The following is a 23,722-nucleotide window of genomic DNA, read 5'->3' as shown; positions in this document are numbered from 1 at the left end:
TCGGCTGGGCCCGAAAGTCTACGGAAGGGGTGCCGCGCTCCCGCACGCTGCCTCCATGCCGAGAGACACCGATCCCCTGCCGGGCAGGCCCCGCGAAGCGACGGACACCCCCAGCGACCGGCAGGTCCCGCCCGGGACCGGCACGCCGCCCGCCCCGCGCACCGCGAGCCCCGCCACCACCGGACCGGCCCCTCTTCCGGCCCCGCACCCGGAGCGCGCCGGTCCCCCCGACCCGAGCGGACCGCCCGCGCTCCGGGTGCCGGACGCACCCGCGACGGCACCGCACGCACCCCTGACGGCACCGGACGCACCCGCGACGGCGGGCGGCCCACGCGGCTACGGGGCGGTCTTCGCCGTGCGGGAGTTCCGGGCCGTCTTCGCCGCGCATCTGCTCTCGCTGCTCGGCGTCGTCGTCAGCGAACTCGCGCTCACCGTGCTCGTGTACGACCTCACCGCCTCGCCCCTGCTCAGCGCCCTGACCTTCGCGCTCGGCATGCTGCCCTACCTCGTCGGCGGCACCCTCTTCGCCGGGATCGCCGACCGCTACCCCGCACGCCGGGTGCTCGTCACCTGCGACCTGATCTGTGCCGGCTGCGTCGCCGTGATGGTGCTGCCGGGCACCCCCGTCGCCGGACTTCTCGTGCTGCGCTGCCTCGTCGCCGCCGTCTCGCCCGTCTTCACCGGGACCAGGATGGCCGCGCTCACCGACATCCTGGGCGAGGGCGACCTGTTCGTCCTGGGGCGCTCGCTGCTGCGGATCGTCTCGCAGAGCGCACTGCTCGCCGGCTTCGGCGTGGGCGGACTGCTGCTCGCCGTGGTCTCCCCGCGCGGCGCGATCACGATCACCGTCGCCACCTTCCTCTGCTCGGCCGCACTGCTCCGCCTCGGCACCCGCGACCGGCCCGCGCGCACCGGTGGCGGGGCGGGCGGCACGTTGCTGAAGGAGTCGCTCTCCGGTGCCCGGCTGGTGTTCGGCCACCGCCGGATCCGGGCGCTGATACTGCTCTTCTGGCTGCCCCCGGTGTTCGTCGTCGCCCCGGAGGCGCTGGCCGCCCCGTACGCCGACGAGATCGGTGTGGGCAGCACCGCGCTCGGGCTGCTGATGTGTGCGATGCCCGTCGGCTCCATCGCCGCCGAGCTGTACGCGGGCGCGGCCCTCAGCCCCCGGTCCCGCTCCCTGATCGTGCTGCCGCTCGCCGCGGCCGGGCTGCTGCCCCTCGTGCTGTACGGGTTCCGCCCCGGGGTGGCGCTGGCAGCGGTCGCGCTGGTGCTGGCCGGTGCGGGATCGGCGTACGTCATCGGCCTCGACCAGTGGTTCGTCGAGGCCGTCCCCGACGAGCTGCGCGGCCGGGCCATGACCCTGCTCACCGCCGGACTGATGACGCTCCAGGGCGTCGGCATGGCCCTGGCCGGACTGGCCGCCGAGTTCTTCCCCGTGCACCAGGTGGTCGCCGGGGCCGGCGTCCTGGGCACGCTGTGCCTGCTGCTGCTTGTCGCCGAGGTCCGCAGAACCGGCCCCTCGCACCGTATTCGGACCGAAGTTCGAGACGGTGAGGACCGGCATGTGACCAGTAGGTAAGGTCGATGCCGTGCCGAAGCCGCTCAGTCTCCCCTTCGATCCCATCGCCCGCGCCGACGAACTCTGGCAGCAGCGCTGGGGCCCGGTTCCCTCCATGGGGGCGATCACCTCGATCATGCGGGCGCAGCAGATCCTGCTCGCCGAGGTCGACGCGGTCGTCAAACCGTACGGACTGACCTTCGCGCGGTACGAGGCGCTGGTGCTGCTCACCTTCTCCAAAGCCGGCGAGCTGCCGATGTCCAAGATCGGCGAGCGGCTGATGGTCCACCCCACCTCGGTGACGAACACGGTGGACCGGCTGGTGCGCTCCGGTCTCGTCGACAAGCGCCCCAACCCGAACGACGGTCGCGGAACGCTCGCCTCCATCACCGACAAGGGCCGCGAGGTCGTCGAGTCCGCCACCCGTGAGCTGGTCGCGATGGAGTTCGGTCTCGGGGTGTACGACGCCGAGGAATGCGCGGAGATCTTCGCGCTGCTGCGCCCGCTGCGTATCGCCGCCCAGGACTTCGAGGAGATCTGACAGGGGCCGTTCCGGCGCGGGGCCCGCTGCAAGATCGCCCCGGACGTCCGGTTACGCTCGATGGCATGAAACGCAGTGTGCTGACCCGCTATCGGGTGATGGCTTACGTCACCGCCGTCATGTTGCTGATCCTCTGCGTGTGCATGATCTTCAAGTACGGCTTCGACAAGGGTGAGGGGCTGACCCTCGTCGTCTCCCAGATCCACGGCGTGCTGTACATCATCTACCTGATCTTCGCCTTCGACCTCGGCTCCAAGGCGAAGTGGCCGCTGGGCAAGCTGGCCTGGGTGCTGATCTCCGGCACCATCCCGACGGCCGCGTTCTTCGTGGAGCGCAAGGTCGTCCGTGAGGTCGAGCCGCTGATCGCGGACGCGGCCCCCGCGGCCGCTGCCAAGGTCTGACCCCGACCGCCCCGTGCAAAGCACCGGGCGGTTTGTCATCGACATTTACTAGGACGTCCTAGTAAATTGATATGCATGGACGCTGACGCGATCGAGGAAGGCCGCCAACGCTGGCAGGCCCGTTACGACAAGGCCCGCAAGCGCGACGCGGACTTCACCACGCTCTCCGGGGACCCGGTCGAGCCCGTCTACGGCCCCCGGCCCGGGGACGCGTACGAGGGCTTCGAGCGGATCGGCTGGCCCGGAGAGTACCCCTTCACCCGCGGACTCCACCCGACCGGCTACCGCGGCCGCACCTGGACCATCCGCCAGTTCGCCGGCTTCGGCAACGCCGAGCAGACCAACGAGCGCTACAAGATGATCCTCGCCGCGGGCGGCGGCGGCCTGAGCGTCGCCTTCGACATGCCGACGCTGATGGGCCGGGACTCCGACGACCCCCGCGCGCTCGGCGAGGTCGGTCACTGCGGGGTCGCCATCGACTCCGCCGCCGACATGGAGGTCCTCTTCAAGGACATCCCCCTCGGCGACGTCACCACCTCGATGACCATCAGCGGCCCCGCCGTGCCCGTCTTCTGCATGTACCTGGTCGCCGCCGAGCGGCAGGGCATCGACCCGGCCGTGCTCAACGGCACGCTGCAGACGGACATCTTCAAGGAGTACATCGCGCAGAAGGAGTGGCTCTTCCAGCCCGAGCCCCACCTGCGCCTCATCGGCGACCTGATGGAGCACTGCGCCCGCGACATCCCCGCCTACAAGCCGCTCTCCGTCTCCGGCTACCACATCCGCGAAGCCGGGGCCACGGCCGCGCAGGAGCTCGCCTACACCCTCGCCGACGGCTTCGGCTACGTGGAGCTCGGCCTCTCCCGCGGGCTCGACGTCGACACCTTCGCCCCCGGGCTCTCCTTCTTCTTCGACGCGCACCTCGACTTCTTCGAGGAGATCGCCAAGTTCCGCGCGGCCCGCCGGATCTGGGCCCGCTGGATGAAGGAGACGTACGGCGCGAAGACCGACAAGGCGCAGTGGCTCCGCTTCCACACCCAGACCGCCGGCGTCTCGCTGACCGCCCAGCAGCCGTACAACAACGTCGTACGCACCGCCGTCGAGGCGCTCTCCGCCGTCCTCGGCGGCACCAACTCCCTGCACACCAACGCCCTCGACGAGACCCTCGCGCTCCCCTCCGCGCAGGCCGCCGAGATCGCGCTGCGCACCCAGCAGGTGCTGATGGAGGAGACCGGCGTCGCCAACGTGGCCGACCCGCTGGGCGGTTCCTGGTACGTGGAGCAGCTCACCGACCGGATCGAGGCGGAGGCCGAGAAGGTCTTCGAGCAGATCAGGGAGCGCGGCACCCGGGCCCACCCGGACGGACAGCACCCCATCGGGCCGATGACATCGGGCATCCTGCGCGGCATCGAGGACGGCTGGTTCACCGGCGAGATCGCCGAATCCGCCTTCCAGTACCAGCGGTCGCTGGAGAAGGGCGACAAGCGGGTCGTCGGCGTCAACGTCGCGCTCGGCTCGGTCACCGGCGACCTGGAGATCCTGCGGGTCAGCCACGAGGTCGAGCGCGAGCAGGTCCGCGAGCTCGCCGGCCGCAAGGCGGACCGCGACGACGCCCGGGTGACCGCCGCACTGGAGGCGATGCTGGCCGCCGCCCGCGACGGCTCCAACATGATCGCGCCGATGCTCGACGCCGTACGCGCGGAGGCGACCCTCGGCGAGATCTGCGGGGTGCTGCGCGAGGAGTGGGGCACCTACACGGAGCCGCCCGGCTTCTGACAGACAGTTGGCAGTTACAGGTGTCACCTCCGGGGGCCCGGGTAGGCGCAGCCGCGATACTCGCACCACCCCTGGAGGAACACCGTGAGACTGTCCGGGAGAATCACCGCGGCCGCGGGCGCCGCACTCGCCGTACTCGGAACGCTGCTGGTCAGCGGATCGACGGCGGTCAGCGCCGCACCGGTCCCGAGGCCGGGGGTGCAGGACGCCTTCGACTCGCTCGGGCCGGACGTGAAGGCGGCGGAGCTCTCCACCGGCCGGACCGCGCACTACATCGACGAGGGGAGCCGGGGCGGTACCCCGGTCCTCTTCATCGGCGGCACCGGGACCAGCGCGCGAGCCGCGCACATGACGGACTTCTTCCGCACCACCCGCGAGAACCTCGGGCTGCGCCTGATCTCCGTGGAACGCAACGGCTTCGGGGACACGGAGTACGACAAGTCCCTCGGCAAGGCCGACTTCGCGAAGGACGCCCTGGAAGTCCTCGACCGGATCGGCGTCAAGAAGGTCTCGGTGATCGCGATCTCCGGCGGCGGCCCGTACGCCGCCGAGCTCGCCGCCCGCGCCCCCGGCCGTATCCAGGCCCTCCACCTGGCCGCCGCACTCCCGCCGTACGGCGCGAAGCCTGCCTACTGCGGCCTGAGCGACGACGCGCTCGCCGACGCGGTCAAGGACTCGATAGCCGACCCGCGCTCGTGGTGGGCGTTCCCCGACGACAGCGCCGTCAAGTCCATCCCGGGCTTCGCCGACACCGCGTACGAGGAAGGCGCCCGCACGTACAACCAGCGCGGCCAGAAGTCCGATCCGGCCCCGCAGGTGCACGAGCAGCGGCTCTACTGCGAGCGCCCCGGCCCCGACCTTTCGAAGCTGAAGGCGCCCGTCTACCTGTACGGCGGCGAGAAGGACACCACCGTCCCGCCCGCCACTCTCGACACCTGGCGCAAGGCGCTGCCGGTCACCCCGGTGGTGCGTACGTACGCGGACTCCGGACATGACGTCCAGTACCGCCACTGGGACCAGATCCTGGTGGACCTGGCCGGGCAGGGGGACCGCACGGTCGTCTGCCACAGCGACCGTACGAAGCTGATGGCGCCGAAGCAGGCGGACCGGCTGGTCACCGCCGGCAAGGCCACGCTGGGCAGTTGCGCCTGGCAGAAGTAGTCCGAAAGCCCTTATCCGGCCGCTGCCGCGCCCAGCCCCGCGAGCAGCAGCAGCGTGAAGCGCCGGGCCCAGTCCTCGTCGACGGGCTCGGCGCTCACCAGCGCCCGGTGCACCACCGCGCCGGCGATCACGTCGAAGATCAGGTCGGCGGTCAGCGCCGCCGTCGCCTCGTCCGGCTCGACGGGCAACTCGCCGCGCTCCTGGGCCCGCCGGCGCCCCTGGAGGACGAGGCGCTTCTGCCGGTTCACGATCGAGTCGCGGATGCGGGTCCGCAGCGCCTCGTCGCGCGTCGACTCCGCGACCACCGCCATCAGCGCGGTCTGGGTCTCCGGCCGTTCCAGCAGCGCGGCGAACTGCAGCACCACCGCCTGCACATCGGCGGACAGGCTGCCCAGGTCCGGCAGTTCCAGCTCGTCGAAGAGCACCGCCACGGCGTCCACGACCAGTTCGTTCTTGCCCGCCCAGCGCCGGTACAGGGTCGTCTTGGCGACCCCCGCGCGCGTCGCCACGTCACCCATCGTCAGTTTCGACCAGCCGAGGTCGACCAGCGAGGCTCTGGTGGCCTCAAGGATCGCCTCGTCGGCCGCGACACTGCGCGGACGTCCCGTTCGTGAGGGTTTGGGGTGGCTGCGGCTCAGCATCCCGCGACCATACCCGCCAGTAGCTAGTTTCGGCCGACCCCGTTCGCCGTGAGACAGATCACCGAACACTCTTGTGCATCGAGGGTGGGGGGCAGTTACGCTACGGGTCGTAGCGTAAGAACGACGGCCCAGCCGTTGTGGCGCCACGAACGAGCAACAGCCACAGGCGCCGGGTGGGGACCGGGCGCCGAACCGGGTCTTTCAGGGGCCCTCGGACCGTGTCTGTCCGTGCACCTCGCACGCCGGCGAGGGCAGCGGACGGACGCGGTTCCCGTAACGCTTTCCGGAACAGCGCGCCGAGGGGGGAGGATGTACGCATGCAGCCTAGGAACATGTCCATGAGCGGCGTCGTCGACCTCGCCGCGGTGAAGGCGGCCGGTGAGGCCAAGGTGAAGGCGGAGCAGGCCCGTGCCGAGTCCGCCAGGCAGGGCGGCCCCGTAGCCGTACCCGCCTCCTCCCTCGTCATCGACGTCGACGAGGCGGGCTTCGAGAACGACGTCCTCCAGCGCTCCGCCGAAGTCCCGGTCGTCATCGACTTCTGGGCCGAGTGGTGCGAGCCGTGCAAGCAGCTGGGCCCGCTCCTGGAGCGCCTGGCCCACGAGTACAACGGCCGCTTCCTGCTGGCCAAGGTCGATGTCGACGCCAACCAGATGCTGATGCAGCAGTTCGGGATCCAGGGCATCCCGGCCGTCTTCGCGGTCGTCGCCGGACAGGCGCTGCCCCTCTTCCAGGGTGCGGCGCCCGAAGCCCAGATCCGGGAGACACTGGACCAGTTGATCCAGGTCGGCGAGGAGCGGTTCGGGCTCACCGGCATCGCGGTCGATCCGGACGCGGTGGCGGACCCCGATGCGGCCGCGCAGGCCCCCGAGGCGCCCGCGGGGCCGTACGACGCACTTCTGGAGGCGGCCGCGCAGGCGCTGGACGCCAATGACTTCGCCGGCTCCGTCCAGGCGTACAAGAACGTCCTCTCCGACGACCCGGCCAACAGCGAGGCCAAGCTCGGCCTCGCGCAGGCCGAACTGCTGGGCCGGGTCCAGAAGATGGACCCGCAGCAGGTCCGCAAGAACGCCGCCGAGAATCCCGGGGACGCGGACGCGCAGATCGCCGCGGCCGACCTCGATCTGGTCGGCGGTCACGTCGAGGACGCGTTCGGGCGTCTCGTCGAGACGGTCCGGCGGAATTTCGGCGACGACCGGGACCGGGTACGGGTCCGCCTGTTGGAGCTCTTCGAGGTGATCGGCCCCGACGACCCGCGCGTCGGCGCCGCACGCACCGCACTCGCGCGCGTCTTGTTCTGATCTGACAACACGGCCGTGGCCCCCGGTGGGGGTCGCGGCCGTTTTCGCGTTCCGGCGATAAGAGAGCCTGCTGATCCCCCTCTGCTCCCCCTCCGCTTTACCAAATCTTGATAAAAGCACGGCTTGTTACTCGCAGTAAGTCGATCTTTGCGATCTGCCCGATTTCGATCGCCAATGATGGCTTTCGTCTGCCGGGTCGGGGCAACCCTGTGTGGCCACCCGGTGCCGCCCGGTCGTGGGTCGGTTATCGGGCCGTTACTAGCGAGTAACGAACCCCCTTGTGTCACGGCCGCGAATGGACCACGATCGGCCACGCTCGGTCCAATAACGCCAGTCCGGCTGCCAGTCGGTGCGGCGGCACTGTTGGGTCCCCACCGAGTGGATCGGCGGCAGTGGCGCCGATTCCGGACAGGGGGGTTCCTGCTGACCCGCAGGGCCTGTCCGAAACAGGTTGCGCGAACGCGTGGCCAGTGGTTGTCGCTCGGGGGTGATCGCCGGTGATTCGGGCGCGGTTCACGCCCCCGTTTGCAGGCGCTCTCCTTTCCGAGGACGTAGCACTTCTCCCATCCCAGGTCCGGCAGGATGCCAGGCCGGAGATGTACGTCCGAGAAGGAGGAAAAGTATGAGTTCCCAGGTTCGCGGTGGCACGAGATGGAAGCGTTTCGCTGTCGTCATGGTGCCGAGCGTGATAGCCACCGCCGCGGTGGGTGTCGGTCTGGCACAGGGCGCGCTCGCCGCGTCGTTCAGCGTGTCCGGCCAGGAGTTCAAGGTCAGCGCGGATGAGCTCGAAGGGTACGACTTCGTCCAGTACGGCAGTGTGGCTGCCGAACGCGACGCCGACCCCAAGAAGCCTGGCGGGGGGCACGCCGTGGCCGTGTCGGGCTTCAGCGAGGCCTACATCACGAACATGTGCCAGTCGGTCGTCACGCCCAACCTGCCGTTCGGTCTCGGCACCATCACCATGAGGCTGGAGGCGGGCGGCAAGGGACACGACCGGGTCTACGCCAAGGACCTCTACCTCGATGTGTCGCAGCTCGAAGCCGACGCCAAGTTCAAGAACATCGACATCGGTGTGGCTGCGGGTTCGCTGAAGACGGACAAGCCCGGGAGCATGGGCATCCAGCCCGGCACCCAGGCCAACCCCAACGGGTTCTCCCAGCGCGCCGAGGAGGCCGTCCTGACCGGCGTCCACCAGAAGGCATGGGCCACGACGGCCGGCACCTTCAACCTCAGCGGTCTGAAGTTGAGCCTTCACAAGGGCACCGCCAAGGAGTGCTACTAAGCACCCGCCAGGGTGGCCGGGGGACGCATCGCCTTCCGGCCACCCACCCTTCTCTTTCTCACAGCAGTACCGGTTCCAGGGAGCTGTTTTCCATGAGCCCCGAATCCCAAGGGCAGAACGAGCACTACCTCAGCGTCTTCCGGCGGACGTTCCGTACCTGGCGGGGTAACCGGCCGTTCTGGGCGGGCCTGTTCACCATGCTGGGCGGCGTACCCATCGCGTACTTCCCGTACGCGAACATGCACCTCGGCAACGTGACGCTGGCCATGTCCACCACCGCGGGCGCCGGATCGCTCATCATCGGGGTCCTGCTGATCACGCTGGGTCTGACGATGTGGTTCCACCACATCGTCCGGGTGTTCGCCGGTGTCGCGTCGATCCTGCTGGCACTGATCTCCATACCCGTCGCCAACATCGGCGGCTTCTTGATCGGCTTCCTGTTCTCCCTGATCGGTGGCGCGCTCTCCGTGTCCTGGGCCCCGGGTGAGCCGAAGGCGGACGAGGCCGGACCGGACGCGGGCGCTCCTGGCGAGGAAGCACCGGAGGGCATCTCGTTCGCGAAGGACGAGCAGGCCGCCCCGGTCCACCCCGAGGGCGCGCTCCACGGGATGAGCGTTCCCGAACAGCAGCCGGCGAAGTACGGCTCGACAGTCGAGGCCGACGGCGGGAGGCATCGTGCGGGGTGACGACAGGCAGGTGAACGCCTCGGGCGAGAGCGAGCTCGACGAGCGAAGAGGGCCGCGCCACGCAGCCCCTAGGAAGTCGCTGCTGACGAAGCTGCACATGCCCGCCGGCAAGAAGGCGTTCGCGCTCGCCGCGATGCCGACGGCGGTCTTCGTAGGGATGGGGCTCACCCCCAAGCTCGCGATGGCCGACGACGCCACCGACATTCCCTTCGCGCCCGGCCCCTGTGTGACCCGCTCCGACGAGCCGAGCGAGTCGGCGGAACCGTCGCCCTCGGCGTCGAAGACGCCGTCCCCGTCGGCAACGGAGAAAGCCGAGCCCACGCCGGCCAAGAGCGACGAGGCGACCGCGAAGCCCACGGCCACCCCGTCGGCGTCGGCGAGCGCCACCGACGAAGCGGCGGCCGACGCGGCCAGGAAGAGCGCCGACGCCCCGGCAGCGACGGCGAGCCCGAGTCCCACTCCCACGAAGTCGACGAACCCGCTCGACCCGCTGGGCTGGGGCGACAAGCTCAAGGATCTCCTCGACGGACCGGACAAGGAGACGGCGAGCCCGTCGGCCACCGCGACCCCGGAGCCCTCGAAGTCCGCTGCCGCCAAGACCACGGACACGGCTGCCGACGAGGCGGCTGACAAGCCCGTCGAGAAGGCTGCCGAGAAGGCCACGGACGCGGCGAAGGGCACGGTCGACAAGACCACCGACGCCATCCGCGAGGCGGCGGAGAAGGCCGGCAAGCCGGTCGAGGAGCTCGACGAGGACGTCAAGGGACTCGACCCCAAGGCGGACGAGGACATCCCGGACGGCGCCAAGCCCTCCTTCCCGTGCCCCACCGCCGACCCGAAGGCCCTGGCCGCGGCCGATCTGGAGCAGGGCATCCCCCGCCTCCCGAACGACCCGTGGATCCTGGAGAGTTCGCTGCTCACCCTGAGCGGGCTCGACTACAAGGGCATCGTCGAGGTGCAGAAGGGCGACGGCACCACGAAGAAGGTGCTGAAGTTCACCGCCTCCTCCGTCGACATCAAGGACCTCCACCAGCTGACGGTCGGCCCGCAGTCGGGCGTGACCGGCCATGTGAAGGCGCGGAAGGGCTCCACCTCCACCATCCGCGACGGCGAGGTGACGATGTACACGGAGGAGCTGAAGGGCAACCTCTTCGGCCTCATCCCGATCACCTTCAGCCCGGAGACGCCGCCGCCGCTGAACGTGCCGTTCGCCTTCTTCACCAAGGTGAAGGTGACGCAGGCGGGCCAGTTCGGCGGGACGCTGACGGTGCCCGGACTGCAGAACTACTTCACCGAAGGCACCGGCTGACGGCCAAGGACCCGTTCGGGAGCCGCACAAAGACCGTGGGCCGTACCCCTCCTTCAGGGGTACGGCCCACGGTCATGTCCGAGGCGGACGCGGTCAGTCGCGCTCGCGCTCCTGGCCGCCCACGTGGTGCACGCGCACCATGTTGGTCGTGCCGGGGATGCCGGGAGGCGAGCCGGCCGTGATGACCATCGTGTCGCCGGCGTTGTAGCGGTTGAGCTTCAGCAGTTCCGCGTCGACCAGCTCCACCATCGCGTCCGTGTTGTCCACGTGCGGGACCACATGGGCCTCGACGCCCCAGCTGAGGGCCAGCTGGTTGCGGGTCGACTCGTCCGTGGTGAAGGCCAGGATGGGCTGGGCCGCGCGGTAGCGGGAGAGGCGGCGGGCGGTGTCGCCGGACTTGGTGAAGGCGACCAGCGCCTCACCGTTCAGGAAGTCCGCGATCTCGCAGGCCGCGCGGGCCACCGAACCGCCCTGGGTGCGGGGCTTCTTGCCCGGCACCAGCGGCTGGAGGCCCTTGGAGAGGAGCTCCTCCTCGGCGGCGACGACGATCTTCGACATCGTCTTGACCGTCTCGATCGGGTACGCGCCCACGGAGGACTCCGCGGAGAGCATGACCGCGTCGGCACCGTCCAGGATCGCGTTGGCGACGTCGGACGCCTCGGCACGGGTCGGGCGCGAGTTGGTGATCATCGACTCCATCATCTGGGTCGCCACGATCACCGGCTTGGCGTTGCGCCGGCAGAGCTCCACGAGGCGCTTCTGCACCATCGGGACCTTCTCCAGCGGGTACTCGACGGCGAGGTCGCCACGGGCGACCATCACGCCGTCGAACGCCGCGACGATGCCCTCCATGTTGTCGACGGCCTGCGGCTTCTCGACCTTGGCGATGACGGGGACCCGGCGGCCCTCCTCGTCCATGACCTTGTGGACGTCCTTGACGTCGCTCGCGTCCCGCACGAAGGAGAGCGCGACCAGGTCGCAGCCCATCTTCAGGGCGAAGCGCAGGTCCTCGATGTCCTTCTCGGACAGGGCCGGGACGTTGACCGCCGCACCCGGCAGGTTGATCCCCTTGTGGTCGGAGATCACCCCGCCCTCGATGACGATGGTGTGGACGCGGGGGCCGTCCACGGAGACGACCTTCAGCTCGACGTTGCCGTCGTTGATCAGGATCGGGTCGCCCTTGGCGACGTCGCCGGGCAGACCCTTGTAGGTCGTGCCGCAGATCGACTTGTCGCCGGGGACGTCCTCGGCGGTGATGACGAACTCGTCCCCGCGGACCAGTTCGACCGGGCCCTCGGCGAACTTCGCGAGGCGGATCTTCGGGCCCTGGAGGTCGGCGAGCACGCCGACCGCCCGGCCGGTCTCGGCGGCGGCCTTGCGGACCCGGTCGTAACGACCCTGGTGCTCCGCGTGGGAACCGTGACTGAAGTTGAATCGGGCCACGCTCATGCCGGCCTCGATCAGAGCGACGAGCTGCTCATGGGAGTCGACGGCGGGACCGAGGGTGCAGACGATTTTGGAACGGCGCATGAGGCGGATCCTATCGGTTTGTTTCGCTGCGGAATATTCCGTCTGGTGGAAGATACAAAGGGGCGCGGGGGTGCTCAGTTGTCGACCAGTGCGAAGGTCTGGCCGGCGATCTCCAGCTCCTCGTCCGTCGGCACCACGGCGACCGCGACCCGTGCGTAATTCGGCGAGATCAGCCGGGGTTCGCCGGACCGTACGGCGTTGAGATCCGCGTCCACCGCGAGGCCGAGCTCCTCCAGACCCGCGATGGCAGCCTCGCGTACGGGAGCGGAGTTCTCGCCGACCCCCGCCGTGAACACCACGGCGTCCACCCGGCCGAGGACCGCCGAATAGGCGCCGATGTACTTCTTCAGCCGGTGGACGTAGATGTCGAAGGCGAGCGCGGCCCGCTCGTCGCCCTCGTCGACCCGGCGCCTGATCTCCCGCATGTCGTTGTCGCCGCAGAGGCCGACCAGACCGCTCTTCTTGTTGAGAAGTTCATCGATCTCGTCGGCCGACATGCCCGCCACCCGCTTGAGGTGGAAGGTGACCGCCGGATCGATGTCCCCGGAACGCGTACCCATGACCAGCCCCTCCAAGGGGGTCAGTCCCATCGAGGTCTCCACGCACCGGCCGCCCGCCACCGCCGAGGCCGAGGCGCCGTTGCCCAGGTGCAGCACGATGACGTTCACGTCCTCGGGGGCGTGGCCCAGCAGCTCGGCCGCCTTGCGGGAGACGTACGCGTGCGAGGTGCCGTGGAATCCGTAGCGGCGGATCCGGTGGGCGTCGGCCGTCTCCACGTCGATCGCGTACCGCGCCGCGTACTCCGGCATCGTCGTGTGGAACGCGGTGTCGAAGACCGCCACCTGCGGCAGGTCCGGGCGCAGCGCCTGGGCGGTGCGGATGCCGGTGATGTTCGCCGGGTTGTGCAGCGGCGCCACCGGTACCAGGCGCTCGATCTCCTTCAGCACCTCGTCGGTGATCACGGTCGGCTCGGTGAAGCGCAGCCCGCCGTGCACCACCCGGTGGCCGATCGCGGCCAGTTCGGGGGAGTCCAGGCCCAGCCCGTCGGCGGCCAGCTCCTCGGCGGCCGCCTTGAGCGCCGCCTCGTGGTCGGGGATCCGGCCGAGGCGCTCCCGGCTCTCACCACCGCCGCCGGCCAGCGGGGTGTGGACGAGCCGGGAGGTCTCCTCGCCGATCCGCTCGACCAGCCCGGACGCGAGCCGGGAGTGGTCGCGCATGTCGAGGAGCTGGTACTTCACGGAGGAGGATCCGGAGTTGAGGACGAGCACCCGGCTCGCCCCGGTTCCTGCCGTGTTCTCTGCGGTGGGGGTGGTCATGCGGGTCGCTCCTCGCCCTGTGCCTGGATCGCCGTGATGGCCACGGTGTTGACGATGTCCTGGACGAGCGCGCCACGGGACAGGTCGTTGACGGGCTTGCGCAGCCCCTGGAGGACCGGGCCGACGGCCACGGCGCCCGCCGAGCGCTGCACGGCCTTGTAGGTGTTGTTGCCGGTGTTCAGGTCCGGGAAGATCAGGACCGTCGCCTGGCCCGCCACGTCGGAGCCGGGCAGCTTCGTCGCGGCGACGCTCGGCTCCACCGCGGCGTCGTACTGGATCGGGCCCTCGATCCTGATGTCGGGGCGGCTCGCGCGCACCAGGTCCGTCGCCTCACGGACCTTGTCGACATCGGCGCCCGACCCCGAGGTCCCGGTCGAGTACGAGAGCATCGCGATCCGGGGCTCCACGCCGAAGCGGGCGGCGGTGACCGCGGACTGCACGGCGATGTCCGCGAGCTGCTCCGCGTTCGGGTCCGGGTTGACCGCGCAGTCGCCGTACACCAGCACCTTGTCGGCGAGGCACATGAAGAACACCGACGAAACGATCGAGGCATCCGGCTTCGTCTTGATGATTTCGAAGGCCGGGCGGATCGTCGCCGCCGTGGAGTGCACGGCCCCGGAGACCATGCCGTCCGCGAGCCCCTCCTGGACCATCAGGGTGCCGAAGTAGTTGACGTCCGAGACGACGTCGTACGCGAGCTCGACCGTCACCCCGCGGTGCGCGCGCAGTTGCGCGTACCGTTCCGCGAAGGCCTGGCGCAGCTCGGAGGTCTGCGGGTCGACGATCTGGGTGCCGGCCAGGTCGATGCCGAGGTCCGCGGCCTTCTTGCGGATGACGTCGGGGTCGCCGAGCAGGGTGAGGTCGCAGACGTCGCGCCGCAGGAGTACGTCGGCGGCGCGCAGCACCCGTTCCTCCGTGCCCTCCGGCAGCACCACCCGGCGCCGGTCCGCGCGGGCCTGCTCCAACAGCTCGTGCTCGAACATCATCGGGGTGACCCGGCCGCTGCGGGCGACCGAGATCCGGTCCAGGAGAGCGCCTGTGTCGACATGTCGCTCGAAGAGGCCCAGGGCCGTTTCGGCCTTGCGCGGCGTCGCCGCGTTCAGCTTGCCCTCCAGGGCGAAGAGCTCCCCGGCCGTGGGGAAGGAGCCGCCGGCCACGGAGACGACCGGGGTGCCGGGCGCGAGGCGCGCGGCCAGCTTGAGTATCTCCTCGCCCGGCCGCTCGTTCAGCGTCAGCAGCACGCCTGCGATGGGCGGTGTGCCCGCGCTGTGCGCGGCCAGCGAACCGACCACCAGGTCGGACCGGTCCCCGGGCGTCACCACCATGCACCCCGGCGTCAGCGCCTTCAGCAGGTTCGGCAGCATCGCGCCGCCGAACACGAAGTCCAGCGCGTCCCGCGCAAGACCCGCGTCGTCACCGAGCAGCACCGTGCCGTCCAGAGCCGCGGTGATCTGCGCGACGGTCGGCGCCGAGAGCGCCGGGTCGTCGGGCAGTACGGAACACGGCACCGGCAGTGTGGCCGAGAGCCGCTCCGCGATCACGTCGCGGTCCGCGGAGGCCACCCGGTTCACGATCATCGCGAGCACGTCGCAGCCCAGGCCGGCGTACGCGCGGTACGCGTTGCGCGTCTCGGCCTTCACCGACTCCGCGTCCTGGTCCTGGCCTCCGACCACCCCGATCACCGAGGCGCCGAACTCGTTGGCGAGGCGGGCGTTCAGGGCCAGCTCGTCGGGGAGCTGCGTGGCGGCGAAGTCGGTGCCGAGGACGAGGACCACCTCGTAGTCCGCGGCCACCCGGTGGAAGCGCTCGACGAGCCGGGAGACCAGTTCGTCGGTACCCTGCTCCGCCTGGATCGCGGAGGCCTGGTGGTAGTCGAGGCCGTAGACGGTCCCCGGGTCCTGGGAGAGCCGGTAGCGGGCCCGCAGCAGTTCGAAGAGCCGGTCCGGGTCGTCGTGGACCAGGGGCCGGAAGACCCCGACCCGGTCCACCTGACGCGTCAGGAGCTCCATGACTCCCAGATCGACGACCTGGCGGCCGTCTCCCCGGTCGATCCCGGTCACGTACACGCTGCGCGTCACGCGTGCTCTCCCGTCATCTCTTGTCCGACATATTGTCCGGTTCGAGTGGTATCGCCATTTTGACGATACCTGCGGGGGCCAAGAGGCCGCCCGCCGGACGAAGGCCCCCGGCCGAGGTCGCCGGCCGCCCTTGGAGCAGCCGAAAGCGCGAGGTACAGACCAGACGTGGGACACTCGTCGTGACTCACGGTACGGGGGATCATGCCGTTGCCCCCGGCCCGTACGGCTAACGACGGGCCCCAGCGAGCAGGAGATACAGCACGATGCGCATCGGAGTTCTCACCGCAGGCGGCGACTGCCCAGGCCTGAACGCAGTGATCCGCTCGGTCGTGCACCGTGCCGTGGTGGGGCACGGAGACGAGGTCATCGGGTTCGAGGACGGGTTCAAGGGCCTCCTCGACGGTCACTTCCGACCCCTCGACCTCAACGCGGTGAGCGGCATCCTCGCCCGCGGCGGCACCATCCTCGGCTCGGCCCGCCTGGAGCGCGACCGGCTGCGCGAAGCCGCGGAGAACTGTGCCGAGCTGAGCCGCCGTTACGGCATGGACGCGCTGATCCCGATCGGCGGCGAGGGCACCCTCACGGCCGCCCGGATGCTGTCGGACGCCGGAATGCCCGTCGTCGGCGTCCCGAAGACCATCGACAACGACATCTCGGCCACCGACCGCACCTTCGGCTTCGACACCGCGGTGGGCGTCGCCACCGAGGCCATAGACAGGCTCAAGACCACCGCCGAGTCCCACCAGCGCGTCATGGTCGTCGAGGTCATGGGCCGCCACGCGGGCTGGATCGCGCTGGAGTCCGGCATGGCCGGCGGCGCGCACGGCATCTGTCTGCCCGAGCGGCAGTTCCAGGTCGAGGACCTGGTCAAGATGGTCGAGGAACGCTTCGCGCGCGGCAAGAAGTTCGCGGTCATCTGCGTCGCCGAGGGCGCGCACCCGGCCGAGGGCTCCATGCCGTACGCCAAGGGCGCGATCGACCAGTTCGGCCACGAGCGCTTCCAGGGCATCGGCAACCGCCTCGCCGTCGAGCTGGAGACCCGCCTCGGCAAGGAGGCCCGGCCGGTCATCCTCGGCCACGTCCAGCGCGGCGGCACGCCGACCGCGTACGACCGGGTGCTCGCCACCCGCTTCGGCTGGCACGCGGTGGAGGCGGCGCACCGGGGCGACTTCGGGAACATGACGGCCCTGCGCGGCAACGACATCGAGATGGTGCCGCTGGCCGACGCGGTCACTCAGCTCAAGACGGTGCCCGTGTCCCGGATGCACGAGGCCGAGTCGGTCTTCTGAGCCGGCACCGGCGCGCGAGGTGATGGGCGGGCCTCGGCTGTCCTTCGTGGGCGGTCGGGGCCCGTTCCTGTATCTCCGGCGCGTCGAAGCGAGAGGGCTGAGCGCCGAAGTCCCGCACTTCGTGACACATAAAATGTGACCGCAAGACCCTCTGTGAGTAAATTAGTGAACGCCGGGCCAGCGCACTTACGAGTTCGCTAAGGTGGCCGAAGTCGTGTCACTTGAATCCGTGACAGTGGCAGGACGGCGGACGCCCGGCCCCAGCCGGCAAGCACAAGGCCGGACGCCGCCTACTGGCCCTGGCCTCAGAAGTGGTTCCAGAAGCTGTTCCACATGTGGATCAGCAGGAACCCGATCTTCCAGGGGTCGGGGCCACCCTTCCCCTTGCGGGGCACCGCGTGTCGAGCCATCGAGCCTCCAGCCGCTGAGCACCGCGCCCATGCCACCCCCGACGGGTGATCTTGGCGATGCCGCGGCGGCCGAAGTCCCGCCGGCCACAACTACACGCGAGCCGACCTTACTCAGAGCCCGCGCAACTCCACTGCCGGATAACGAAATTGGACGGGTGTAGTTTCGTTCACCCGTCGCTGACCTGCTGATACGCTCCGGCGCCCAGGGGGAGGCGGAGGCCAGGGGGCACCGGTGTATGAACCGGGCCGGGGCCCCGGTGGGCGCGGTCACCGCATGACGGGCCCGGTACGCACTACGCCTCCGCCGTCTGCCAGAACCGTTCCACTATCTCCGCCAGGAACGCCCGGCCGGCGTCCCCGGTCGCACCGGCCGACTCGGTGCCCGTGCTGCTCCAGCTGAGCGTGGTCGCCATCAGCGCCTGGTAGTCCGAGTGCAGCCGCTCCAGCATCTTCTGGACCGGTGCCCGGTCCACCGGCGCGAGCTTCGACACCGGTTTGACGTACGCCTGCCAGCGGGTCGTCACCGCGCTGCGCAGCAGTTCCGCCAGTTCCCCGTCCCGCCCGGTGGCCGTCACGAATCCGGCGGCGTCGAGTTGCAGCGCCTCGATGAGCGCAGTCGACTGGCGCTCGTTGCCCCGCCACCGGCCCGACTCCTCCATCCGCAGATACGAGGACACGGACAGCCCCAGCTGCCCCGCCAGCTCGTCCACGGTCAGCTCCCTGGCGATCCGGTGCTCGCGCAGCGTCCGGGCGGCGGTGAGGAGTTCGCCCGGGGCGCACCACAACACCCCCGCCAGTGCGGTGAGTTCGTACTCGGTGGGCCGGGCCAGGCCGCGCTCCCAGTCGGCGACCGTCTCGGCGCCGATCCGGAGTCCGTACTGGGCGCCGAGGCCATAGGCGACATGGCCGGGCGTCATCCCCAGGGCCTCGCGCAGTCTGCGCGCGGCGGGGGCGTTGAAAGGCGGGGTGGGCTGCACGCCCCCACCGTAGGAGGCCGGAGGGCATATGACTACGGTGTGTTCACCCGAGACCGCAGATCGTAGGAACGTCCAGGCCGGGGGGCCTCTCCCGGGGTGCGGCGGACCCCGCTCAGCGACCCTCCGCCAGCCACCGGTAGTGCAGCTCCGGGCGCCCGATCTGTCCGTACTGCGGACTGCGTACCGCCCGGCCGGCCGTCACCAGGTGTTCCAGATAGCGGCGCGCGGTGATGCGGGAGATGCCGAGCTCCAGTCCGGCCGCCGCCGCCGTCACACCGTCCGGGGCCGCACGCAGCACACGGGTCACCGCCTCCAGGGTCGGGCTGCTGAGGCCCTTGGGCAGGCGGGCGGGCTGCGGGGTGCGCAGGGTGGCCAGCGCCCGGTCCACCTCGTCCTGACCGCTCGCCTCACCGGCCGAGGACCGGAATTCGGCGTAGCGGACCAGCCGGTCGCGCAACGTGGTGAAGGTGAAGGGCTTCAGCACGTACTGGACGACGCCGAGCGAGACCCCCTCCCGGACCACGGCCAGATCGCGGGCCGAGGTCACCGCGATCACATCGGCCGCGTGCCCGGCCGCGCGCAGCGAGCGCAGGAGCTGCAGCCCGTGTCCGTCGGGCAGGTACAGATCGAGGAGCAGGAGGTCGACCGGGACGCGGTCCAGGGCCCGCACCGCCTCGGCCCGGGTGTGCGCGACGGCCGCCACGGTGAATCCCGGGACGCGGTCCACGTACAGCTGATGGGCGTCGGCGGCGACGGGGTCGTCCTCGACGACCAGCACCTGGATCACGGGGTTCTCTCCTTCTGCACACCGCTGGGCTGCGCGAGCGGCAGCCGTACGGTGAACTCCGCGCCGCCGTCCGGCCCCTGTTCCAGCACCACCGCCCCGCCGTTGCGGTGCGCAGCCTGCCGGACGAGCGCCAGGCCGAGCCCGCGGCCGGCGCCGTGCGTGGACCAGCCGCGGCGGAACACCTCCGTGGTGTCGGCGGGTCCCACGCCCGCCCCGTTGTCGGCGACGCGCAGCAGGAGCACCCCGTCGCCGGCGAGTGCGGTGACCGTGACCCGGGCGCGGGCCGGCCGGGGGCCCGTGCGCTGGACGGGGACGCCGCCCCCGCCGGTGACGGGGGAGCCCGTCACCGCCTCCGACGCCGCGTCCACCGCGTTGTCGATCAGATTGCCGAGGATGGTCACCAGGTCCCGGTGCGGCAGCGTCGCGGGCAGGGCCCCGTCGTCGATCAGGCTGTCGTCCGCAAGCACCAGCTCCACGCCCCGCTCGTTCGCCTGCGCGGCCTTGCCCAGCAGCAGCGCCGCCAGTACGGGCTCCGCGACCGCGCCGACGACGCGGTCCGTCAGGGCCTGGGCCAGTTCCAGCTCCGCCGTGGCGAAGCCGACCGCCTCCTGCTCCCGTCCCAGCTCGATCAGCGAGACCACGGTGTGCAGCCGGTTCGCCGCCTCGTGCGCCTGCGAGCGCAGCGCCTGGGTGAACCCGCGCTCGGAGTCCAACTCGCCGGAGAGAGCCTGGAGTTCCGTGTGGTCGCGCAGGGTGATGACGGTGCCGCGCCGCTCCCCGCCCACCACCGGGCGGGTGTTGACCACGATCACCCGGTCCGCCGTCAGATGCACCTCGTCGACCCGTTCCTCGGAGGCCAGCAGCGCCCCCGTGAGCGGTGCGGGCAGATCGAGTTCGGCGACCCGGCGGCCGACCGTGCCGGGCGCGAGCCCCAGCAGCTCGCGGCCCGCGTCGTTGATCAGGGCGATCCTGCGCTGCCCGTCCAGCATCAACAGCCCCTCGCGCACCGCGTGCAGCGTGGCCTCGTGGTAGTCGTGCAGCCGGCTCAGCTCGGCGGCGTTCATCCCGTGGGTGTGCCGCCGCAGCCGGGCGTTGATCACGTACGTGCCGAGGCCGCCGAGCGCCAGCGCCGCGCCCGCCGCCAGCCCCAGCGCGCCCAGCTGGGCCCGCACCTGCGAGGAGACCCGCTCGACCGTGATGCCCGCACTGACGAGTCCGACGATCCTGCCGCCGTCCCGGATCGGCGTGACGACGCGTATCGAGGGGCCGAGCGTGCCGGTGTACGTCTCCGAGAAGGTCTCACCGCGCAGGGCCCGCGCGGTGTGCCCGAGGAAGGTCTCGCCGATCCGCTCGGCGACGGGGTGGGTCCAGCGGACCCGGTGCGGATCCATGATGGTGACGAAGGCGATCCCGGTGTCCCTGCGGACCTGTTCCGCGTACGGCTGAAGCACGGCCGACGGGTCCGGGGTGCGGATCGCCTCCCGTACCGACGGCGAACCGGCGATCGCCAGCGCGGCCGCCCGCACCTGCCGGGTCGCCGTCTCCTTGGCCTGGGAGCTGCCGGAGACGTACGCGAAGAACGCGCACCCCGCCACCACGGCCGCGACCAGCACCACCTGCATGGCGAAGAGCTGGCCCGCGAGGCTGCGCGGGCGGGTACGGGGAAAGCGCATCTCCACAGTCTGCCTGGCCGAAAACCTATGAACGAAATGCACACAAGGGTGACCGGCGTCACAGAGGGCGGGATAGTCGCCGGGGCCCCCAGGGACGGGGGAGTGACAGGACCGAGCCGAGGAGACCCCCGTGGGAGTGGCCGCCGCCAAGCGGGACCGTACGAAATATCTGTATCTCGCCGTGATCGCGGCGGTGGGCCTCGGCATTCTGGTGGGCCTCGTCGCTCCGGACGCCGCCGTCGAGCTCAAGCCGATCGGAACCGGCTTCGTCAACCTCATCAAGATGATGATCTCGCCGATCATCTTCTGCACGATCGTGCTGGGCGTCGGCTCCGTACGCAAGGCCGCCAAGGTCGGCGCCGTCGGCGGTCTGGCCCTCGGCTACTTCCTGGTGATGTCGACCGTGGCCCTGGCCATCGGTCTGGTCGTCGGCAACATCCTGGAGCCCGGCTCCAGCCTCCACCTCACCGAGGCGACCCGCGCCGCCGGTGAGGCGCAGGCGGGGGACAGCGAGTCCACCGCGGACTTCCTGCTCGGCGTCATCCCCACCACCATCGTGTCGGCGTTCACCGAGGGCGAGGTCCTCCAGACCCTGCTCATCGCCCTGCTCGCGGGCTTCGCACTCCAGGCCCTGGGCTCGGCGGGCGAGCCGGTCCTGCGCGGCATCGGCCACATCCAGCGCCTGGTCTTCCGCATCCTCGCCATGATCATGTGGGTGGCCCCGGTCGGCGCGTTCGGCGCCATGGCCGCGGTGGTCGGCGAGACCGGCGTGGACGCGCTGAAGTCCCTCGCGGTCATCATGATCGGCTTCTACGTCACCTGCGCGCTCTTCGTGTTCGTGATCCTGGGCACGATCCTGCGCCTGGTGGCCGGGGTCAACATCTTCGCCCTGCTGAAGTACCTGGGCCGGGAGTTCCTGCTCATCCTCTCCACCTCCTCGTCCGAGTCGGCCCTGCCGCGGCTGATCGCGAAGATGGAGCACATGGGCGTCAGCAAGCCCGTCGTCGGCATCACCGTGCCGACCGGCTACTCCTTCAACCTCGACGGCACCGCGATCTACCTCACGATGGCCTCGCTCTTCATTGCCAACGCGACGGGCGACCCGCTGAGCATCGGCGAGCAGATCTCGCTGCTGGTCTTCATGGTGATCGCCTCGAAGGGCGCGGCGGGCGTCACCGGCGCCGGACTGGCCACCCTCGCCGGGGGCCTTCAGTCGCACCGGCCCGAGTTGGTGGACGGTGTCGGCCTGATCGTCGGCATCGACCGCTTCATGAGCGAGGCCCGCGCGCTGACGAACTTCGCGGGCAACGCGGTGGCCACGGTACTCGTCGGCACCTGGACCAAGGAGATCGACAAGGAGCGGGTGGACCGAGTCCTCTCCGGATCACTCCCGTTCGACGAGAAGATGATCACGGACGAGGGGCCCGCCGAGCCGTACGTCCCCGAGGCCAGGGACGGCGGCGAGGAGCAGCCCTCGCTCGCGAAGGCGTAGAGGTGTAGCGCGTTCAAGGATGCGGCCGGTACGGGATTCCCGGACCGGCCGCATCCGTGTGTGTCCGCCCGTCCGCCCTCCCGCCCTTGCCTTGACGCCGACGTCAAGGATTACGGTCGTGGCATGCGAATCGGGGAACTGGCCGAACGCGCCGGGACGACGACACGGACGCTGCGGTACTACGAGTCACGGGGCCTGCTGCCCGCACGCCGTGCGGAGAACGGCTACCGCACGTACGACGAGGGGGACCTGCGGCTGATCCAGCAGATCCGGACCCTTCAGGACTTCGGGTTCGACCTGGAGGAGACCCGGCCCTTCGTCGACTGCCTGCGCGCCGGCCATCCGGCGGGCGACGCCTGCCCGGCCTCGCTGGCCGTCTACCGGCGCAAGCTCGGCGAGCTGGACGCGCTCATCGGCCAGTTGCAGTCGGTCCGCACGGAGGTGGGCGCCCAGCTGGCCCGCGCCGAAGTCGAGGCCTCCGCCGAGCTGACGGGCGGCCCCGAACCACGTTGTGAACTGAACTGGGAGGACGAAGGATGATCCACGCAGAAGGTGTCGCCGAGGTCACCGACACGACGTTCGACGCCGAGGTCCTGGCAGCCGGTGTGCCGGTCCTGGTCGAATTCACCGCCGACTGGTGCGGCCCCTGCCGCCAGCTGGCCCCGGTGCTCAGCGCCATCGCCGAGGAGGAGAGCGGCCGGATCAAGGTGGTGCAGATCGACGTGGACCACAACCCGGAGATCACGGGCCGCTACGCGGTGCTGTCGATGCCGACGCTGATGGTCTTCCAGGACGGCGAACCGGTGAAGTCGATGGTGGGCGCCCGCCCCAAGCGCCGTCTGCTCCAGGAGCTGGAGGACGTGCTGCCTGCGGTGGTCTGATGCGTGACGGCCGGGAGCCCACCTGAGGGTCAGGAGACCACCCGGAGGTGGGTCGGCCAGCCGATGCGGTTCAGGAGGCCGAACAACTCGGTGATGTCGGAAGGACTCAGTTTCACGCAGCCGTTCGACTTGTAGTCACCGGCGCCATCCCAGCGGCGGGCCTCCGACTTCCCCTGGCTGCCGTCACGGTTCATCTCGGAGTGGATGAACATCTCGGTGCGGGGCGTCGACTTCCGGGCGCACCTCATGTTCTCCAGCAGGACGGCGTAACCCTTGATGAACTGTCCGTCGTAGCGCTTGTCCTTCAGCTTGATCTTCCAGTTGCCGTTCGGAATCCATCCCTTGTTGCGGACACACTCGTCCGTGAGACCGACGCCGGACCCGGCCCGGAACGGTTTCGACTGGGGGACGCCCCCCTTGTAGACCGAAAGGGTCGACCGGGTGGGGTCCGCGGGGTTCTTGTCGAACACCAGGGTCGTCACCGGTGCCGCCGCCTCGGCGGTGGCACCGGTGGGAGGCAGTGCCACCACCGCGGTCATCATTGCCGCTGCCGTCAGGACACCGGGGACGAGCCGCTTGGACATGTTCGCCTTCATGTGAGTACCTCGCTCCATCTGCGCAGTCGGCCTGCCGGCT

21 protein-coding genes are annotated in these 23,722 nt (G+C 70.3%); 13 read left to right on the top strand and 8 right to left on the bottom strand.

What is annotated here, in order from left to right; translation table 11 throughout:
- Window positions 1–55: 55 nt before the first annotated feature.
- The 5 genes from OG912_RS08085 to OG912_RS08065 all read left to right on the top strand — a co-directional run bounded on the left by OG912_RS08085 (window position 56) and on the right by OG912_RS08065 (window position 5,437).
- Window positions 56–1,579: an MFS transporter gene (locus OG912_RS08085; RefSeq protein ID WP_327708785.1), complete on the top strand. Its 1,524-nt coding sequence runs from the start codon at window positions 56–58 to the stop codon at window positions 1,577–1,579.
- Between the two features lie 10 nt (window positions 1,580–1,589).
- A complete protein-coding gene (locus OG912_RS08080; protein ID WP_327708784.1) occupies window positions 1,590–2,099 on the top strand; it encodes a MarR family winged helix-turn-helix transcriptional regulator in 510 nt (169 codons plus the stop codon).
- 65 nt (window positions 2,100–2,164) lie between these two features.
- Complete coding sequence (locus OG912_RS08075; protein ID WP_327708783.1) at window positions 2,165–2,500, top strand: DUF3817 domain-containing protein; 336 nt, start codon at window positions 2,165–2,167, stop codon at window positions 2,498–2,500.
- A 75-nt stretch (window positions 2,501–2,575) separates the two neighbouring features.
- Window positions 2,576–4,276, top strand: a complete 1,701-nt coding sequence (locus OG912_RS08070) for an acyl-CoA mutase large subunit family protein (protein WP_327708782.1) — start codon at window positions 2,576–2,578, stop codon at window positions 4,274–4,276.
- A gap of 84 nt (window positions 4,277–4,360) precedes the next feature.
- The gene (locus OG912_RS08065; protein WP_327708781.1) at window positions 4,361–5,437 is read left to right on the top strand and encodes an alpha/beta fold hydrolase; all 1,077 of its coding nucleotides are present in this window, start codon (window positions 4,361–4,363) and stop codon (window positions 5,435–5,437) included.
- A gap of 11 nt (window positions 5,438–5,448) precedes the next feature.
- Here the strand turns inward: OG912_RS08065 and OG912_RS08060 are convergent, their stop codons facing one another.
- Window positions 5,449–6,078 carry a TetR/AcrR family transcriptional regulator gene (locus OG912_RS08060; protein WP_326738826.1) on the bottom strand — a complete coding sequence of 210 codons (630 nt, stop codon included), beginning with the start codon at window positions 6,076–6,078 and terminating at the stop codon, window positions 5,449–5,451.
- Window positions 6,079–6,395: 317 nt separating this feature from the next.
- Here OG912_RS08060 and OG912_RS08055 point away from each other — a divergent pair, with 317 nt between their 5' ends.
- From OG912_RS08055 to OG912_RS08040, 4 genes are all read left to right on the top strand, one after another.
- Window positions 6,396–7,376, top strand: a complete 981-nt coding sequence (locus tag OG912_RS08055; protein WP_327708780.1) for a tetratricopeptide repeat protein — start codon at window positions 6,396–6,398, stop codon at window positions 7,374–7,376.
- Window positions 7,377–7,998: 622 nt separating this feature from the next.
- Entirely contained in the window at window positions 7,999–8,658 is a 660-nt protein-coding gene (locus OG912_RS08050) for a DUF6230 family protein (RefSeq protein WP_327708779.1), read from the top strand.
- Window positions 8,659–8,750: 92 nt separating this feature from the next.
- Window positions 8,751–9,344, top strand: coding sequence for a DUF6114 domain-containing protein (locus OG912_RS08045; protein ID WP_327708778.1), 594 nt, complete (start codon window positions 8,751–8,753; stop codon window positions 9,342–9,344).
- Window positions 9,334–10,653, top strand: a complete 1,320-nt coding sequence (locus OG912_RS08040; RefSeq protein ID WP_327708777.1) for a hypothetical protein — start codon at window positions 9,334–9,336, stop codon at window positions 10,651–10,653. Before OG912_RS08045 ends, OG912_RS08040 begins: the two co-directional genes overlap by 11 nt.
- Before the next feature lie 93 nt (window positions 10,654–10,746).
- Here OG912_RS08040 and pyk read toward each other — a convergent pair whose 3' ends face one another.
- The 3 genes from pyk to pta all read right to left on the bottom strand — a co-directional run bounded on the left by pyk (window position 10,747) and on the right by pta (window position 15,577).
- Window positions 10,747–12,183: a pyruvate kinase gene (gene pyk / locus OG912_RS08035; protein ID WP_326738831.1), complete on the bottom strand. Its 1,437-nt coding sequence runs from the start codon at window positions 12,181–12,183 to the stop codon at window positions 10,747–10,749.
- 74 nt (window positions 12,184–12,257) lie between these two features.
- A complete protein-coding gene (locus OG912_RS08030) occupies window positions 12,258–13,499 on the bottom strand; it encodes an acetate kinase (RefSeq protein WP_327708776.1) in 1,242 nt (413 codons plus the stop codon).
- Window positions 13,496–15,577, bottom strand: coding sequence for a phosphate acetyltransferase (pta, locus tag OG912_RS08025; protein ID WP_327708775.1), 2,082 nt, complete (start codon window positions 15,575–15,577; stop codon window positions 13,496–13,498). The genes OG912_RS08030 and pta overlap by 4 nt, the downstream gene beginning before the upstream one ends.
- A 263-nt stretch (window positions 15,578–15,840) precedes the next feature.
- Between pta and OG912_RS08020 the strand changes: the two genes are divergently transcribed.
- Window positions 15,841–16,866, top strand: a complete 1,026-nt coding sequence (locus OG912_RS08020) for an ATP-dependent 6-phosphofructokinase (protein ID WP_327708774.1) — start codon at window positions 15,841–15,843, stop codon at window positions 16,864–16,866.
- Between the two features lie 703 nt (window positions 16,867–17,569).
- On the opposite strand, the gene OG912_RS08015 is transcribed toward OG912_RS08020, so the two are convergent.
- The 3 genes from OG912_RS08015 to OG912_RS08005 form a co-directional block, all read right to left on the bottom strand.
- Window positions 17,570–18,193: a helix-turn-helix domain-containing protein gene (locus OG912_RS08015; RefSeq protein WP_327713370.1), complete on the bottom strand. Its 624-nt coding sequence runs from the start codon at window positions 18,191–18,193 to the stop codon at window positions 17,570–17,572.
- Between the two features lie 172 nt (window positions 18,194–18,365).
- The gene (locus tag OG912_RS08010; protein WP_327708773.1) at window positions 18,366–19,040 is read right to left on the bottom strand and encodes a response regulator; all 675 of its coding nucleotides are present in this window, start codon (window positions 19,038–19,040) and stop codon (window positions 18,366–18,368) included.
- Window positions 19,037–20,713, bottom strand: coding sequence for a sensor histidine kinase (locus OG912_RS08005; RefSeq protein WP_327708772.1), 1,677 nt, complete (start codon window positions 20,711–20,713; stop codon window positions 19,037–19,039). Before OG912_RS08005 ends, OG912_RS08010 begins: the two co-directional genes overlap by 4 nt.
- A 130-nt stretch (window positions 20,714–20,843) precedes the next feature.
- On the opposite strand from OG912_RS08005, the gene OG912_RS08000 reads away from it, so the two are divergent.
- From OG912_RS08000 to trxA, 3 genes are all read left to right on the top strand, one after another.
- Window positions 20,844–22,205 carry a cation:dicarboxylate symporter family transporter gene (locus OG912_RS08000; protein WP_327708771.1) on the top strand — a complete coding sequence of 454 codons (1,362 nt, stop codon included), beginning with the start codon at window positions 20,844–20,846 and terminating at the stop codon, window positions 22,203–22,205.
- A gap of 123 nt (window positions 22,206–22,328) precedes the next feature.
- Entirely contained in the window at window positions 22,329–22,745 is a 417-nt protein-coding gene (locus OG912_RS07995; protein WP_327708770.1) for a MerR family transcriptional regulator, read from the top strand.
- A complete protein-coding gene (trxA, locus tag OG912_RS07990; protein WP_327708769.1) occupies window positions 22,742–23,086 on the top strand; it encodes a thioredoxin in 345 nt (114 codons plus the stop codon). Before OG912_RS07995 ends, trxA begins: the two co-directional genes overlap by 4 nt.
- A gap of 29 nt (window positions 23,087–23,115) precedes the next feature.
- On the opposite strand, the gene OG912_RS07985 is transcribed toward trxA, so the two are convergent.
- Window positions 23,116–23,682, bottom strand: coding sequence for a L,D-transpeptidase (locus tag OG912_RS07985; protein WP_327708768.1), 567 nt, complete (start codon window positions 23,680–23,682; stop codon window positions 23,116–23,118).
- Window positions 23,683–23,722: the final 40 nt, after the last annotated feature.

The sequence above is a fragment of the Streptomyces sp. NBC_00464 genome, from assembly GCF_036013915.1.
Classification (GTDB): Bacteria; Actinomycetota; Actinomycetes; order Streptomycetales; family Streptomycetaceae; genus Streptomyces.
Note: the sequence above shows the minus strand (reverse complement) of the source record. Positions and strands in the feature narration are given on the sequence as shown.

Excerpts from the sequence above, each read along its gene's own strand:
- OG912_RS08050 (WP_327708779.1), top strand. The coding sequence starts at position 7,999 with ATGAGTTCCCAGGTTCGCGGTGGCACGAGATGGAAGCGTTTCGCTGTC.
- OG912_RS07985 (WP_327708768.1), bottom strand. The coding sequence starts at position 23,682 with ATGAAGGCGAACATGTCCAAGCGGCTCGTCCCCGGTGTCCTGACGGCA.
- OG912_RS08060 (WP_326738826.1), bottom strand. The coding sequence starts at position 6,078 with ATGCTGAGCCGCAGCCACCCCAAACCCTCACGAACGGGACGTCCGCGC.
- OG912_RS08005 (WP_327708772.1), bottom strand. The coding sequence starts at position 20,713 with ATGCGCTTTCCCCGTACCCGCCCGCGCAGCCTCGCGGGCCAGCTCTTC.
- OG912_RS08075 (WP_327708783.1), top strand. The coding sequence starts at position 2,165 with ATGAAACGCAGTGTGCTGACCCGCTATCGGGTGATGGCTTACGTCACC.
- OG912_RS07995 (WP_327708770.1), top strand. The coding sequence starts at position 22,329 with ATGCGAATCGGGGAACTGGCCGAACGCGCCGGGACGACGACACGGACG.
- trxA (WP_327708769.1), top strand. The coding sequence starts at position 22,742 with ATGATCCACGCAGAAGGTGTCGCCGAGGTCACCGACACGACGTTCGAC.
- OG912_RS08045 (WP_327708778.1), top strand. The coding sequence starts at position 8,751 with ATGAGCCCCGAATCCCAAGGGCAGAACGAGCACTACCTCAGCGTCTTC.
- OG912_RS08020 (WP_327708774.1), top strand. The coding sequence starts at position 15,841 with ATGCGCATCGGAGTTCTCACCGCAGGCGGCGACTGCCCAGGCCTGAAC.
- pyk (WP_326738831.1), bottom strand. The coding sequence starts at position 12,183 with ATGCGCCGTTCCAAAATCGTCTGCACCCTCGGTCCCGCCGTCGACTCC.
- OG912_RS08055 (WP_327708780.1), top strand. The coding sequence starts at position 6,396 with ATGCAGCCTAGGAACATGTCCATGAGCGGCGTCGTCGACCTCGCCGCG.
- OG912_RS08070 (WP_327708782.1), top strand. The coding sequence starts at position 2,576 with ATGGACGCTGACGCGATCGAGGAAGGCCGCCAACGCTGGCAGGCCCGT.
- OG912_RS08085 (WP_327708785.1), top strand. The coding sequence starts at position 56 with ATGCCGAGAGACACCGATCCCCTGCCGGGCAGGCCCCGCGAAGCGACG.
- OG912_RS08015 (WP_327713370.1), bottom strand. The coding sequence starts at position 18,193 with ATGACGCCCGGCCATGTCGCCTATGGCCTCGGCGCCCAGTACGGACTC.
- OG912_RS08030 (WP_327708776.1), bottom strand. The coding sequence starts at position 13,499 with ATGACCACCCCCACCGCAGAGAACACGGCAGGAACCGGGGCGAGCCGG.